Consider the following 14,460-nt stretch of genomic DNA (forward strand, 5'->3'; position numbering starts at 1 on the left):
CTCTCCCTCTCTTTCATTCTCTATTCGTATCTTCAATCCGCAACCGTGTATTCCGGCTATTTTCACAAACCGTTAAGGATAGCTTATACAATGAAGTTGTACTCCCTATGACCACAATATGAACGGAATATGAACAAATAAAAAATGTTACGGCGTCACATGCAACAAAGTTTACACATGACGCCGTAACATGGAGTATACGAGGTTGTTACCATAATTCGAATGTAAGATTTGAATGGCGTTACTCTTTCGGTGTTACGATTGGCAAAGTGACAATGAACGTCGTTCCTCTGCCGGGTTCGCTTTCCACGCGGATGTCACCTTGATGTAGCGATACAATCTGTTTAACGATGGCAAGTCCCATACCACTACCAGCATACTTACGACTGTGTGAACGATCCGCCTTAAAAAACCGCTCGAATATACGCTTCTGGTCCTCGTAGGAAATACCAATACCTTTGTCGGATATTCGTACTGTCGCATTTTTGGTATCTTGTTTGATGCTAACGTTAATAACGCTGTTATCCTTGGAAAATTTGATACTATTCACGAGAATGTTTGTCCATACCTGGTTTAATTGATCATAATCAGCTTCTAGACGAACGGCTTCCAAATCAAGCTCAAAACGGATGTTGCGAGCCGCCCACTGCGGCTGAATTGCCACGATGGCTCGTCTGATTTGTTCATCAACACTGAATGTGACCAACTGCAATTGCTGCGACTGCGATTCAAGCATACTCAATTTTAAGAGACTATCGCTCATTTTGGACATCCGATGTGCTTCAGCAATGATAATATCGAGATAACGATGTCTTTCGTTATGTGTGATGTCTTCTTGCTTGAGCGCTAGAGCATAACCCGCTATCGAGGTAAGCGGTGACTGAACTTCATGTGACACATTGGATACGAATTCCCTCCGCATCTGCTCAAGTTGCTGCAGATCGTGCGTCATTTCTTCGAAGCTGCGCGCTAAAGTACCTAGCTCGCCCTTTTGCTTAATATTCAGCTTGACGTTAAAATCGCCACCTGCTATATGCCTAGTTGCATTTGTCAGCCTTTTGATCGGTTTGACTAGGAACATGGCAGCAACCAGTATCAATAGGCTTCCCGCTATCAACGAATAGCTTGAAAAGTTCAAAATCCACTTTATTACAAAAGAGGAGGAGGGGAGGGCAATCGGTTCTATAAACATCGCTTTCGTTCCCATTTCGGTTGTCAATGGCAACCCTAAGAGAACCGTAGAAATACCACTTTTATTGATTTGAACAGTTTCCCCATCTAGTACTTTTTTTACTTGTTCCATCGTCACAGTAACAAGCTTGTGTCCGTTCAGCTCTCCGTAAGACTGGAACTGACCCGTTTCTTCGTAAATTCGAATATGATAGGAATTGAGTTGATTCATGCCACTTATGAATGTGTCCGCTTCACGTAACGGTAAAGTCTCATAAATCCGAGAAATGTCCTGACCAAAGTTAAATAAGGGGATTTGCAGATTTTCATTCAATTTCTCTTCAAATACCCAAACTGCCAGAAAAAAAGCAAAGATTGTGCCCACGATAACGGACACTAAATATGTCAAGACAACACGTGTATATAAGGACTTAATCATTCGACGACCTCAAGACGATAACCAAGCCCACGTACCGTTTCGATACGAAAATCGGTTGTATTCGAGAAGCGTTCACGCAGGCGTTTAATATGTACGTCTATCGTTCGATCATCTCCGGCGTAATCAATCCCCCAAATTTGATCGATCAACTGCTCGCGTGTATAGACTTGTCCAGGCGTTCCAGCGAGCTTATATAGTAATTCAAACTCCTTCAGCGGCAACATGAGCGCCTCCGTCCCTCGCATCACCTTATAGGTCTGTCGATCTAGAATGACATTGCCTAACTGAATTGTCTGCGTGGAGCCAATTCGGTATCGTTTCAATAGTGCCTTAACACGAACCGACAACTCCAACGGATCGAATGGTTTCGTCAAATAATCATCCGCTCCAAGTTCAAAGCCTTTCACTTTCTCCCATGTTTCGCCCCTTGCAGTCAGTAAAAGTAACGGTAAATCAGGGTTGGCCCTCCGGAGCTCCTTGCATAACGTCCACCCATCCATCGTCGGCATCATGATATCAAGCACGACAAGATCGACTTGCTCCTTAGTATAGACAGCCAGTGCTTCCTTGCCATCCGCTGCTTCTACTGTTGTGAATCCGTCCTTGCGTAAAAATAAACAAACGAGTTCGCGAATGTTCGTATCGTCGTCAGCAACCAGTATAGTAGTCATGCGTTTCATCTCTCCCTGTTTCCCATCCCATATTTGAAGTAATCATTATACTATAACTAAAATAGAATTCCCTCTAATTTTCCTATAATCCTGAACTGGCCTATTATTAACTGTGCCATCGTTCAGTATTCGAAACTCGGAACGCTGAATCTCTTTCACTCTCAACTATTCTTGAATCTAATAAGTGGAGACGTTTGCTGTATGATTTACGCTAATTATTATGATGTTTTCTATCGGATTTAAAAAAGATGCCGTCTGTAAATTACAGACAGCACCTTCTTATGTTACCTAAAGCTTTTTAAATGTCCTTTAAAGGATACACTTTATCTAGCAAGTAAGTTTATAAATATTTATTAAACAGTAGGTTCGTCAGTTCCCCATTGTTTTTTCTCTTTTTTGTGTAACTGACCATCTGATTTTTTCATCTCACGAATTTTTAGTGAGTACCAGATTTGTGCTGCGATACAGATAGAAGAGTACATACCTGTGAATAAACCAATTAATAACGCAATTGAGAAGTTTTGAATAGAAGGTGCACCAAAAATTAACAGGGCCACAACGACGATAATTACTGTTAATACCGTGTTCACAGAACGTCCCATTGTTTGACGTAATGATTTATTAACAATATTCGCCAACACTTCACGATCTTTAATTGTTTCATATTGATTTAAGTTTTCACGCATCCGGTCAAACGTAACGATTGTATCATTGATAGAGTAACCGACTATCGTCAGTACAGCGGCAATGAACGTAATATCAACCTCTAAACGGAAGAAGCTAAATACAGCAACGATTAAGAATACGTCATGGAGCAACGATACAATTGCCCCTACACCCATGCGCCATTCGAAACGAACCGCTACATAGATAATGATGCCAAGAGCAGCAAGTGATAAAGCATAAATCGCATTTTTCACAAGCTCTTTTCCGACAGTCGCGGAAACAGTACTAACTGACGGTTCATGGCCATATTTTTCGCCAGCATCTTTTTTGAATTTTAAAATCTCATCTTGTGATAAGTCATCTTTATAACGGATAACCGCCGAAGTGCTCTTTTCACCAGAAAGAACGATATCCTCTGATGGGAAGCCGATGCTATCGATATATTTAGAGACTTCTTCTTTGTTTAATGTTTGGTCTGCTTCAATCTGCACACGTGTACCACTTGAGAAATCAATGCCAAGATTTAAGCGGAAGATACCAATGACTACTAAACCAGCTACTAAAATAGCTAATGAGAAGGTATAGAATTTTTTACGATTATGAACAAAGTCAAAACGATCAAACTTCGTTGATAAATCTAGCGTACCTATATTTTCGTCTAAACTATGCTGTTTAGATTTTGCAATACCAAATAAAGCTGGGTTATTGACGTAACCACTGTTCACAAGTAATCCCAATAGTACTCGAGATCCCCAAACAGCTGTTAGGAAACTTAGTAAAATCGAAATAATTAATGTTGTAGCAAAACCTTTAACAGAGCTTGTCCCAAATTGGAAGAGTACAGCTGCTGCTAATAACGTAGTTAATTGCGCATCGATAATTGCAGATAACGATTGTTTCGAACCTATTTGGAACGCCTGCTTTACCGAGTGTCCTACGCGCAGTTCCTCTCGGATACGCTCCGCAGCTAAAATATTCGCATCTACTGCCATACCAATACCGAGCACGATGGCTGCGATACCTGGAAGTGTTAAGACAGCATTAATCCAATCGAATACGACAAGGACTAGGAATGTGAAAATACATAGTGTAATAATTGATATGAAGCCAGGTAAACGATAATAGAATAGCATGAAGAGGAAGATGATTACTACCCCAACAATCCCAGCAAAAACTGTACTTTTCAGTGCTTGGTCACCAAATTGTGCGCCAACTGAAGTAGAGTAAGTTTCCAGTAGTTTTACTGGGAGTGCCCCAGCATTTAATATGCCTGCTAAATTCTTTGTTTCTTCAACTGTAAAATTACCACTAATCATTACATCTGTAGTGTTTAATGTTTGGCTTACTGTTGCTGCTGACGCATAGCGAGGTTTAGCTTTTTGTGATTCCGCTTTATATGAATCAACACCCTCTTCAAAGTCTAACCATACAACAAGTAAGTTTTGACCTGCTGGCTTTGCTGCAATTTTACTTGTAATATCCGCAAATTTTTTCGCATCTTTTAATGTAAGTGAAACAATTGGACGATTTTGTTGGTCAAAGGAATCACTCGCTCCATTTGCCTTTAAATCATCACCGTCTAATAATAAATTATCATCGACATCACGAAATGTTAAATTCGCTGAAGTCGACAATAACTTACGCGCAGATTCTTGGTCTTCGACACCCGCTAATTGCACACGAATGCGGTTCTCACCCTCAACTTGAATGCTAGGCTCACTTACCCCCATCGTATTAATACGATTGTTAAGAGCCGTTGCAGTAGCTGTCACAACTTCTGGTGTGATTTTTTGTCCTTCTTTTAATTCTTGTACTTCATAAAGAACCTCAAACCCGCCCTGTAAATCAAGGCCAAGCTTAATGTCCTTTAAGACGCCTTCTACAGTCGTACTCATGGTTGATATAAATAACACCAAAAGCAGCACGAATGCAACAATACGACTTCTTAATTTCATCTAAAAATCCTCCTCGAAATGGTGCAAGGTCATCCCTTACACTACAAACAAGTATACTTGCAATACTTTTGAAGCGTTTATTCCTCCTTTTCTTCTAGAATAATGTTACGTGTGCTTCAAAAGAGATTGCTCACCTTATTTCAATCGTTCAATAACGCGCAAATTTGTCCCGTACTAACGGATGCTAAGACTCCCACTTGGCAATAAATAGTAAGCGGAAGAGCAAGTACCCGTAAGTACCCGATTCGTTCAACTACTAATCTGAAGGGATAAAGCCCCTCCGATTAAAGTTTCACTTTGTACAGTCAGATTTTAACGAAACTTGTACAAAGTAAAAAAGCGCAACACACTCATTATGAAACACGTTGCGCTTGGTGTCAATTCTACACTGTAGTATTCTTTTAATCTTTTACAAATCCTACATATTCTGGTTCGTTTTTAACAGGGCCAAGCAATGATTTTAGCTCGTCCGCGTTCACTTCTGTAAACCAATCATTACTTTGTAAAAACTCCACTTGGTTAAACGATACGATATCGGACGGCCTTACAGCAAAAATAGTAGCGATTACTTCATAGAGACGTAATTGCTCAACATTTTTTTTCCGCCATTTCTTTTCTACACAAAAACGCCATAGTTCCTCCGCTGTTATAGCATCGTACTGAAAATGCTTAAATTCTGCTATCTTACTATCAATTGCCGGACGAATTTTTTCAAATAGTTGCGCATGTTGCATACTCATTTTGAATCATCTCCAATCAAAGTTGTATCGTAAGACGTGTTTGCATACAAATAGTGTAAATGAATTTTTGCGGCTTGAGAAGGGACGGATGGCATGAGTTCTTTTGTACGGGGTACACTATTTTTAATGTTTGTCATTTTTTTATCTAAACTCTTTGGCTTCTTTTATAGAATGCAATTTATGCGTATTGCTGGAGAAGAGGCTGTCGGCATTTACATGACCGCCTACCCTGCTTTTATTTTCTTCATCTCACTCATTCAATTGGGACTACCTATCGCTGTAGCTAAAATTGTGGCAGAATTACTAGCAAAAAATAAACGAGAAAGCATTTTCGGTGTTATGCGTACGGCCATTCTTTGGTCGCTTATTGGTATGATTGTTTTTATGCCACTCGTTGCACTCACTATACCATATATCTCTTCTACACTTTTACATAATGAACAAACAACATTTACACTATGGATTGCTCTCTTTGCTGTGCCAGTATCTGTAGGCTCTGGGTTATTGCGTGCTTATTTACAAGGTGTCGCAAAAATAACACCAACAGCTTGGGCACAAATGCTTGAACAGATTGTACGTATTGGTTTTATTACCTTTATGCTACCATTTGTAGCTACTTATAATAATGCTGCAGTGACTGCAGCCTCTGCAATGGGTATTACGCTGCTAGCTGAAGTGGTTGCTTTCTTGTATTTATGGCTCCACTATATTGTTTCAAAGAAAAAATTATTGACACGAAAAAGCAAAATTGAGTCCTACCCTGCTACCCCCATGCTACGAGTTGCCCTGCCATCTGCGGGTAGTAAACTTTTTGGCTCCTTCACTTGGTTTCTAGAGCCAATTATATTTTTAAAAGCATTAACGATGGCAGGTCTAACTGCTTCTGCGGCAACTATTTTATACGGGGTCATTTCGGGTGTTTTAGTGCCACTTCTATTATTCCCAGCCTTCGTTTCCACAGCACTGTCAATCGTACTGATACCAGCTGTTAGTGATGCCGTAGCACGTCAACATACGTCTCTCTTACAGGAAAGGATTTCTGTGTCATTACGCCTTTCTTCTCTGGTAGGTTGCTTTGCCGCTACGTATTTTTTTATTCATGGTGACGAACTGGCGATGAAGCTCTTCCACTTAGAAGAAAACCGTGGTTATGTGAAAATTTTAGCGCCGATTTTTTATTTTTATTATATTCAAAGTCCATTACATTCGATTTTGCAAGCCATTGGTGAGGCTCGAGCTGCCATGATGAACTCCATTTATGGTGGCTTAGGTAAATTATTTGTTATGTTTGTTCTTGCTTCACAAGCGGGGATACAGGAAAAAGGTGCTGTTGTAGCCATTGGCTTTGGTGTCTTGCTCACTTCTTTCTTGCATATTGCCACTGTACGACAACGCAAAAACTTACGTGCTGGCTTCCGTATGTTTGTTGTTCCTTATAGCTGCTTTATAGCTGTTTGTATCGCTCAATATTTTATCATGCAATTCATGCCGCTTCCCTTTATTTTAAGTAGCTGTGTAACCCTATTTTTACTGTTCACGTTCTTATTATTTTCCAATCAGTTACGCATGACCGATTTACGCTATATTCGTAAGCTGGCAAAAAAAGTTTAGGATTCTTTCAGTTGGATATGAAGTCGATTGTCTTCCCATATACAGAAAAACACAGTGTTACTATCCTTAATGTTATTTTTACCTAGCTCTGCCATTAACCATTCAACATCCTTATGCAGGATCATTAAATGCCTTTCCTGAATATCACCATCGATAATAAGTGGATAGACAAAAGCCTTCTCGTCTTTCTTATAAACGGAAAGATTACCAGAAGGCTCTAAATATGCAAAAGCAATTTCAGTAATCGAAGCGATACCATTTTCTCGTAATTGCTGACATAAATCATCTAAATTATAACGTTGCTTGCGCATCTCGCTTTCTAAGATAACACCATCTCTAACGAGTAATGCTGGTTCGCCATCAACCAAATCACGTATTTTTTTATTTTTCAACGACAAATAGGCACTTACAATTTGAATGACAAGTAATATGAGTATTGGTAAGATGGCATTAAATAATGGGTTTTCATAGTCATCTAGCGCAAAGGCTGCTACTTCTGCAATTAACACAAAGACAACTAGATCAATCACGGATAACTCACCAACTTCTCGTTTACCCATCAAACGAAAAACAATTAGTATGAACACGTATAGAAAACATGTTCTAAAGATAATCATGAAATATTCTTCCATACAGACACCCCCATACTATCAAGGTGACCGTGAAAGCTACTTTTTATACAAAAAAAGCTGTGTTAAAAATGTATCACCATTTCACGACATAGCTTCCTGAATTACATAAGGCGCTGTCCAAATAAGTTTGGGACAACGCCTTTGAAAATTATTTTTGATCATTTGCTACACGTCCGATTGCTTGACGGTCAAATTTCACACGTACATTATCAGCTATGATTAATGTGACAGATGTGTCCTCGATTGAGTCAACAACACCATGTAAGCCACCGATTGTAATAATTTTATCACCACGCTGTAAGCTACTTTGCATATTTTGCGTTTCCTGCTGTCTTTTTTTAGCAGGACGGATTAAAATAAACCACATCGCAACGAACATTACTAAAATCATTATTAAGCCAGAATATTGCTCCATAATTCTTGCCCCCTTTCCAAATCTCACTTTTTTAGTATAGACTATTCCACCCTAAAAAAGCGATGGACAAGCCCAAAATTTTTCTATATTATCAATAGTTTTTCTATTACAGGTAAAATTTCGCTAAGCTGCATTCCAAATTTAGAAGTTTTTTGCATTCGGTCCGTTAAAGCCATACTTCTCGAAAAATTCTTCACGGAAATCGCCTAGGCGGTCCTCACGAATTGCTTCACGCACTTGTTCCATTAATTTCAAAAGGAAGTGCAGGTTATGATAAGACGTTAAACGAATTCCAAATGTCTCTTCCGTACGAATTAAATGACGTACATACGCACGAGAATAGTTTTTACAAGTATAGCAATCGCAGTTTGGATCGATTGGACCAAAGTCACGAGCATACTTTGCGTTTTTCACGACTAGTCGACCTTCAGATGTCATTAATGTTCCGTTACGTGCAATACGTGTCGGTAATACACAGTCAAACATATCGATTCCACGAATAGCTCCGTCAATGAGTGAATCTGGAGAGCCAACACCCATTAAATAACGAGGTTTATTGTCAGGCATTAATGGTGTCGTGAATTCTAAAACTTTGTTCATGATATCTTTTGGTTCACCCACCGATAAACCACCAATTGCATAGCCTGGGAAGTCCAGCTCTACTAAAGCTTCAGCTGAGCGGCGACGTAAATCTTCGTATTCCCCACCTTGAATAATCCCAAATAAACCTTGCTCTTCTGGTCGAGCATGGGCTTCTTTACAACGCTTCGCCCAACGCGTTGTACGATCTACCGATTTCAACATATATTCATGTGTTGCAGGGTATGGTGGGCATTCATCAAACGCCATCATAATATCTGAACCAAGATCATTTTGAATTTCCATTGCTTTTTCTGGACTTAAAAATAGCTTGTCCCCGTTTAAATGGTTACGGAAATGTACGCCTTCTTCTTCAATTTTACGGAATTGGCTAAGTGAAAACACTTGGAAACCACCTGAATCCGTTAAAATTGGGCGATCCCAGTTCATGAATTTATGCAAGCCACCTGCTTCCTTTACGATATCATTACCTGGACGAAGCCATAAATGATACGTATTAGATAGAATAATGCCGGCATTCATTTCTTTTAATTCCTCAGGAGACATCGTTTTAACAGTTGCCTGTGTCCCGACTGGCATAAATGCTGGCGTTTCAAATGATCCGTGCGGTGTATGCACGATGCCAAGACGTGCCCCTGTTTGCTTACAAGTATGGAGTAGCTCATAACGAATTGCTGGTTGTGTCATATAATAAATAATCCTCTCTTATCTGAAGTAAAAACAGTACTTCGATTTGTTTCCTTTACAGTCCTTTTGGTCGAATAAACATCGCATCGCCAAAGCTAAAGAAGCGATATTTTTCTTCTACAGCTTGTGTATAGGCACTTAAAATAGTATCTCTTGTCGCAAGTGTACTAACAAGCATCACAAGTGTAGATTTAGGTAAATGGAAGTTTGTAATTAAGCCATCTACTACTTTAAAATTATAGCCCGGATAAATGAAAATGGATGTCCATCCTTGTTCTGCACGCACTTCGCCTTCATATTTTGAGCCGATTGTTTCCAATGTACGTGTAGACGTTGTACCTACTGCAATGACATTGCCACCGTTCATCTTCACGCGGTTTATGGTCGCCGCTGCTTCTTCGGTAACACTATAAAATTCAGCATGCATTTCGTGGTTTTCAATGGCGTCTACATTTACAGGGCGGAAAGTTCCAAGACCAACATGTAGTGTGATGAAAACGATTTCTACACCTTTCGCTTTCACTTGTTGTAATAATTCTTGCGTAAAATGTAGACCCGCTGTTGGTGCCGCCGCAGAGCCACGTTCCTTTGCATATACGGTTTGATAACGCTCCTGGTCATCTAATTTCTCACGAATATATGGTGGCAGTGGCATTTCTCCTAACTGCTCCAAAATTTCGTAAAATATACCTTCGTAATTGAAGGCAAACAAACGTCCTCCATGATCGAGTTCACCTGTACAAGTTGCTGTCAGTAAACCGTCTCCAAACGTCACAACTGTGCCGACTTTCACACGTTTGGCAGGCTTTACAAGTGTTTCCCATTCATCCGTTCCTGTGATTTGCTTTAATAGCAACACCTCAATATGAGCACCCGTTTCCTCTTTCACACCCATTAAGCGCGCTGGTAAGACACGTGTATCATTTAACACAAGGCAGTCTCCTGCATTTAGTTCATCTAAAATATGTGCAAAATGATGATGCTCTACTTCCTCTAATCCTGGTGTAACCACCATTAATCGGCTCGCTGTACGGTCAACAAGCGGTGTTTGCGCTATAAGCTCTTCTGGTAATTCAAAATCAAAATCTTCTACACGCATTAAAAAAACTTCCTTCTTCTATGTTTGTTGGGGATAATCATATCCAAAATGTTCGTAAGCTAGATGTGTCGCTACTCGACCACGTGGGGTACGTTGAATAAAACCAATTTGCATCAAATACGGCTCATACACATCTTCAATCGTCACACGTTCCTCGCCTATAGAAGCAGCGAGTGTATCTAAGCCTACTGGACCTCCACGGAAGCGCTCAATCATATTGGTCACAAGTTTATGGTCAATATGGTCTAGCCCTCTAGGATCGACTTGTAGTAATTCCAGTGCTTGCTTCGCAAGATCCTCCGTTATCATACCATCTCCAAGGACCTGTGCATAATCTCGCACTCGTTTCAGTAAACGATTGGCAATACGGGGGGTACCACGTGAACGTCTTGCCATTTCACCGGCAGCGACTTGCTCAATATGCACAGCAAATAAATGTGCACTTCGCACAACGATTTCAGCGAGTGACGTATCATCGTAGTATTCTAAGCGCAGCAACACCCCAAAACGATCTCGAAGTGGTGCTGACAATGCGCCCGCTCTTGTGGTAGCACCAACAAGTGTGAATGGCGGTAAATCAAGGCGGACAGAACGAGCTTCAGGCCCCTTACCCACAACGATATCTAAACAAAAATCCTCCATCGCTGGATACAGTACCTCTTCAATCGCGCGTGGCAGACGATGTATCTCATCAATAAATAACACATCTCCCGGTTCGAGTGAGCTTAATATCGCCGCTAGATCTCCTGGTCGTTCGATAGCAGGGCCACTCGTCATGCGCACATTGACATTCATTTCATTGGCAATGACTGCAGCCAAAGTTGTTTTTCCAAGCCCAGGAGGACCGTATAACAGCACATGATCTAAACTTTCTTGACGAAATTTGGCCGCTTCAATGAAAATTTGTAAATTCTCTTTTACCTTATGCTGCCCAATATATTGCGCTAATCTTTGTGGTCGAAGAGATAATTCAAACTGGTCATCATAACTTCCTGCTTCACTAGCCATCATTCGTTCTGACATGTACTTGCCCTCCTTCCTTTATTTTATCTTCAATAGTAATTGCAATGCTTGTTTCATATAGGCGTCTGTCGTTTCAAGTTTATCATTATCCTCAAGCTGTGGACGAATTTTTTCCAGTTCCTTTTCAGAATAACCAAGTGCCATAAGCGCAAGTAGAGCTTCTTCAAGTTCATGTTTATGCGGATTCACACCAAATAATGGTAACTCATCATCTGTACTAGGTAAATCGATGGTATCTAGTAAAGAACCAAGCTTGCCTTTTAAATCTAAAATCATTTGACGGGCCGTTTTTTTGCCCACACCTGGGAATTTCACTAAAAATGTCTCATCTTCCCGTTCTATTGCACTTATCACCTGTTGCGGGTTACCTGTTGCCAAAATCGCAAGCGCACCCTTTGGCCCAATACCTGATACTAAAATAAGCTTACGAAATAGCTCTCGTTGATCTAAATTTGGAAAACCATACAACAGTTGTGCATCCTCACGAACATGCAAATGGACATATATTTGTTGTTCAGTTGCCGTTGTACGAAACGCGAATGGATTAGGTGTATTCAACTGCCACCCAATCCCTTGTTGCTCAAGCACAATGTATTCTGGGGTAATACGCATTACTTGCCCTTTTAAATAATCATACATATAAAATCCCTCACATTCATCGTCTTCGATTATAGCATATAGCGAACGAATGCTCGACTATATTAAATGGTGATAGTGGGCGTTCACACACAAAAATGACCGCCCATAGACGGTCATTTTTTCATGAATCTATCAATATCGTACCACAGTTTCGGCCAGTATGTGAGGGCACGTTTAGTAAACGGTATTAAATAATCTAAAAATACAAGCTGTTGCTCTAAAGGTAAGTCCACTGCAAAAAGCCATTCTCGTAGTAACTCATTAGGAAATTTTAAACGATGGTATTTTCTTTTATCTAAATCCTTGAGCTCAGGTAACTCAGCTAAAATTTTACCTAGGTCATAATCTACTGCCGGTAATACACGATGTAACCATAAAATATATTCATCATCAGCTTCTCCTAGATGTGCTAAATCAAAATCGATTAAGCGTAATTCTCCGTCACTACACCATAAAAAATTATGATGCACGACATCGCCATGTAATAGCGTAATATCTTTTTCTGGCACATCCTCCATAGCAATTAACTGTAATGACTTTTCACTATAATGTACTATTTGATTTACTTCTTCTTTCGTTAAAAATGCACGAAAATCATTTCGTCTGCTTTTAAAACGCATGTGACGCATTTGCCATTTTAAAAGCTGTGAATAGGTGTGCAAACCTGGCACTCGTTGCCATGCGATTTTTTTATGTGTCTCATGTAAAGCCATTAATAGCTTAAGTGATTGCTCACGATCTATTTTATGTGCAAAATTCGCACTATGACTCCCCTCTTGCCACAATTGCACAATAAGCTGCTCATCATCACTTTGCACTAAAGGTAGGACGAGTGAGGGTTCAAGACGTCCAAGTTGTCGATGAATTGCCCTCACCTTTTCTGCTACTTCTAATTGCTTCGCCCTTTTAACAAAGTAATTATTCGATCGGTAATTATATTTCCAGATATTAGGCTTTACTTCCTCTACAATGTAGGCTTTACCATCGATAAGGCGTCATCCCGCCTGGGAAAAAATGCGGGGACATCCATGGTCCACATGTTGGGCACGGCGGCGGACATGGTGGTGGACATGGTGGCGGACAGTTGCATTGGTCAAATTGCCAATTTGGCATCATCGCTGGCTGTGAACCACAACCACAGGACTGCCCCATCTGCATCTCTGGCATTGGCTCAAAATGATGCTGAACATGTGCATCATTCACAGGGAAGAATGGAGATGTGCTTGACTCTAAGAAATGACCTGCACCAGCAACGTCACTTGCAGGCATTGGCATTGGGCAAGATGCTGGTTGCTGTGGCATTGAACATGGCTCTACTTGTGGGTGCATGTGATGCATCGGCATTTGATGCATCGGCATTTGATGCATCGGCATTTGATGCATTGGCATTTGATGCATTGGCATTTGATGCCACCACATTTGATGATGCACCGGCTGATGGCAACTCGGACAATGTGGGACCATTGGCATTTGTGGCATGACATGAATAGGCGGTGCTGGTGGCGGTGTCGGTTTGGCTACTGGTGGAGGTGGCGGTGCTGGTGGTTGAATTTGAATTGGTGGTATAACAGGATGCTCAACTTGCGGCATGACTAATTGTTGATTCCAATTAAGCTCTACTGGTTGAGGCACCCACATTGGTTGCTGTGGCATTGGTTGTGGCATAGGCATAGGTATTGGATATGGTATTGGAATCATTTGTGGCTCTGGCATTGGCATCGGTGGCGGTGCGACAATAGGAGGCGCTGGCATAGGCTTCTGCACCTCTTTTTTGACACTTTCTTTCACAGGCTTATGAGTAGGCATCTCTTTATGGATTGGTGTTTCCTTTTGCTGTCCTTTGTTATGTGCTCCTTGGTTATGTGCTCCTTGGTTATGTGTTTCCTTGTGTATTTTTTCAGGCAGAATAATTTCCATGCCCGGTACAATATAATCAGGGTTGGCAAGATGGACATTGAGCCGCTTCAAATCTTCAAACGAAATGCCGTACTCTTTCGCAATCTTCCACAATGTATCTCCCTTTTGAACAATATGAATACGCAATTTTTTCCTCCCTTCTTCTCTTCGTATCATATGTTCAATGTTTCATTTGGATACAAAAAATTCACGCATG

At 40.6% G+C, this 14,460-nt stretch carries 13 protein-coding genes; 1 reads left to right on the forward strand and 12 read right to left on the reverse strand.

From position 1 onward, the window contains the following. Positions 1-241 precede the first annotated feature (241 nt). The 4 genes from ACOMCU_RS06055 to ACOMCU_RS06070 all read right to left on the reverse strand — a co-directional run bounded on the left by ACOMCU_RS06055 (position 242) and on the right by ACOMCU_RS06070 (position 5,641). The gene (locus ACOMCU_RS06055; RefSeq protein WP_421049672.1) at positions 242-1,609 is read right to left on the reverse strand and encodes a sensor histidine kinase; all 1,368 of its coding nucleotides are present in this window, start codon (positions 1,607-1,609) and stop codon (positions 242-244) included. Continuing rightward, entirely contained in the window at positions 1,606-2,280 is a 675-nt protein-coding gene (locus tag ACOMCU_RS06060; RefSeq protein WP_036130433.1) for a response regulator transcription factor, read from the reverse strand. Before ACOMCU_RS06060 ends, ACOMCU_RS06055 begins: the two co-directional genes overlap by 4 nt. A 353-nt stretch (positions 2,281-2,633) precedes the next feature. Further along, positions 2,634-4,901 carry a protein translocase subunit SecDF gene (gene secDF / locus ACOMCU_RS06065; RefSeq protein ID WP_421049673.1) on the reverse strand — a complete coding sequence of 756 codons (2,268 nt, stop codon included), beginning with the start codon at positions 4,899-4,901 and terminating at the stop codon, positions 2,634-2,636. A 401-nt stretch (positions 4,902-5,302) separates the two neighbouring features. After that, complete coding sequence (locus tag ACOMCU_RS06070) at positions 5,303-5,641, reverse strand: post-transcriptional regulator (RefSeq protein WP_219362574.1); 339 nt, start codon at positions 5,639-5,641, stop codon at positions 5,303-5,305. Positions 5,642-5,734: 93 nt separating this feature from the next. Between ACOMCU_RS06070 and ACOMCU_RS06075 the strand changes: the two genes are divergently transcribed. Continuing rightward, on the forward strand, positions 5,735-7,252 hold the full coding sequence (locus ACOMCU_RS06075; RefSeq protein ID WP_010860037.1) for a putative polysaccharide biosynthesis protein: 1,518 nt from the start codon (positions 5,735-5,737) through the stop codon (positions 7,250-7,252). On the opposite strand, the gene ACOMCU_RS06080 is transcribed toward ACOMCU_RS06075, so the two are convergent. The 8 genes from ACOMCU_RS06080 to ACOMCU_RS06115 all read right to left on the reverse strand — a co-directional run bounded on the left by ACOMCU_RS06080 (position 7,249) and on the right by ACOMCU_RS06115 (position 14,390). Continuing rightward, the gene (locus tag ACOMCU_RS06080; protein ID WP_010860038.1) at positions 7,249-7,884 is read right to left on the reverse strand and encodes a DUF421 domain-containing protein; all 636 of its coding nucleotides are present in this window, start codon (positions 7,882-7,884) and stop codon (positions 7,249-7,251) included. The two genes, ACOMCU_RS06075 and ACOMCU_RS06080, sit on opposite strands and share 4 nt — an antisense overlap. A 148-nt stretch (positions 7,885-8,032) precedes the next feature. After that, entirely contained in the window at positions 8,033-8,299 is a 267-nt protein-coding gene (yajC, locus tag ACOMCU_RS06085; RefSeq protein ID WP_036130438.1) for a preprotein translocase subunit YajC, read from the reverse strand. 141 nt (positions 8,300-8,440) lie between these two features. Beyond that, entirely contained in the window at positions 8,441-9,586 is a 1,146-nt protein-coding gene (gene tgt, locus ACOMCU_RS06090; RefSeq protein ID WP_010860039.1) for a tRNA guanosine(34) transglycosylase Tgt, read from the reverse strand. Between the two features lie 55 nt (positions 9,587-9,641). Next, the gene (gene queA, locus ACOMCU_RS06095; RefSeq protein ID WP_421049674.1) at positions 9,642-10,685 is read right to left on the reverse strand and encodes a tRNA preQ1(34) S-adenosylmethionine ribosyltransferase-isomerase QueA; all 1,044 of its coding nucleotides are present in this window, start codon (positions 10,683-10,685) and stop codon (positions 9,642-9,644) included. 18 nt (positions 10,686-10,703) lie between these two features. After that, positions 10,704-11,708: a Holliday junction branch migration DNA helicase RuvB gene (gene ruvB, locus ACOMCU_RS06100; protein WP_036130443.1), complete on the reverse strand. Its 1,005-nt coding sequence runs from the start codon at positions 11,706-11,708 to the stop codon at positions 10,704-10,706. An 18-nt stretch (positions 11,709-11,726) separates the two neighbouring features. Further along, on the reverse strand, positions 11,727-12,347 hold the full coding sequence (gene ruvA, locus ACOMCU_RS06105) for a Holliday junction branch migration protein RuvA (protein WP_010860042.1): 621 nt from the start codon (positions 12,345-12,347) through the stop codon (positions 11,727-11,729). Positions 12,348-12,460: 113 nt separating this feature from the next. Further along, on the reverse strand, positions 12,461-13,336 hold the full coding sequence (locus ACOMCU_RS06110) for a phosphotransferase (protein WP_329600454.1): 876 nt from the start codon (positions 13,334-13,336) through the stop codon (positions 12,461-12,463). Then, positions 13,326-14,390, reverse strand: a complete 1,065-nt coding sequence (locus ACOMCU_RS06115) for a LysM peptidoglycan-binding domain-containing protein (protein WP_421049675.1) — start codon at positions 14,388-14,390, stop codon at positions 13,326-13,328. The genes ACOMCU_RS06110 and ACOMCU_RS06115 overlap by 11 nt, the downstream gene beginning before the upstream one ends. Positions 14,391-14,460 lie beyond the last annotated feature (70 nt).

This window comes from Lysinibacillus sp. UGB7 (assembly GCF_049058285.1).
Taxonomy (GTDB): domain Bacteria; phylum Bacillota; class Bacilli; order Bacillales_A; family Planococcaceae; genus Lysinibacillus; species Lysinibacillus sphaericus_B.

What these genes read in the sequence shown, in the direction of transcription:
- ACOMCU_RS06080 (WP_010860038.1), bottom strand. Translation starts at nt 7,884, where the DNA reads ATGGAAGAATATTTCATGATTATCTTTAGAACATGTTTTCTATACGTG.
- ACOMCU_RS06055 (WP_421049672.1), bottom strand. Translation starts at nt 1,609, where the DNA reads ATGATTAAGTCCTTATATACACGTGTTGTCTTGACATATTTAGTGTCC.
- ACOMCU_RS06075 (WP_010860037.1), top strand. Translation starts at nt 5,735, where the DNA reads ATGAGTTCTTTTGTACGGGGTACACTATTTTTAATGTTTGTCATTTTT.
- yajC (WP_036130438.1), bottom strand. Translation starts at nt 8,299, where the DNA reads ATGGAGCAATATTCTGGCTTAATAATGATTTTAGTAATGTTCGTTGCG.
- queA (WP_421049674.1), bottom strand. Translation starts at nt 10,685, where the DNA reads ATGCGTGTAGAAGATTTTGATTTTGAATTACCAGAAGAGCTTATAGCG.
- tgt (WP_010860039.1), bottom strand. Translation starts at nt 9,586, where the DNA reads ATGACACAACCAGCAATTCGTTATGAGCTACTCCATACTTGTAAGCAA.
- ACOMCU_RS06060 (WP_036130433.1), bottom strand. Translation starts at nt 2,280, where the DNA reads ATGACTACTATACTGGTTGCTGACGACGATACGAACATTCGCGAACTC.
- ACOMCU_RS06070 (WP_219362574.1), bottom strand. Translation starts at nt 5,641, where the DNA reads ATGAGTATGCAACATGCGCAACTATTTGAAAAAATTCGTCCGGCAATT.
- ruvB (WP_036130443.1), bottom strand. Translation starts at nt 11,708, where the DNA reads ATGTCAGAACGAATGATGGCTAGTGAAGCAGGAAGTTATGATGACCAG.
- ruvA (WP_010860042.1), bottom strand. Translation starts at nt 12,347, where the DNA reads ATGTATGATTATTTAAAAGGGCAAGTAATGCGTATTACCCCAGAATAC.
- secDF (WP_421049673.1), bottom strand. Translation starts at nt 4,901, where the DNA reads ATGAAATTAAGAAGTCGTATTGTTGCATTCGTGCTGCTTTTGGTGTTA.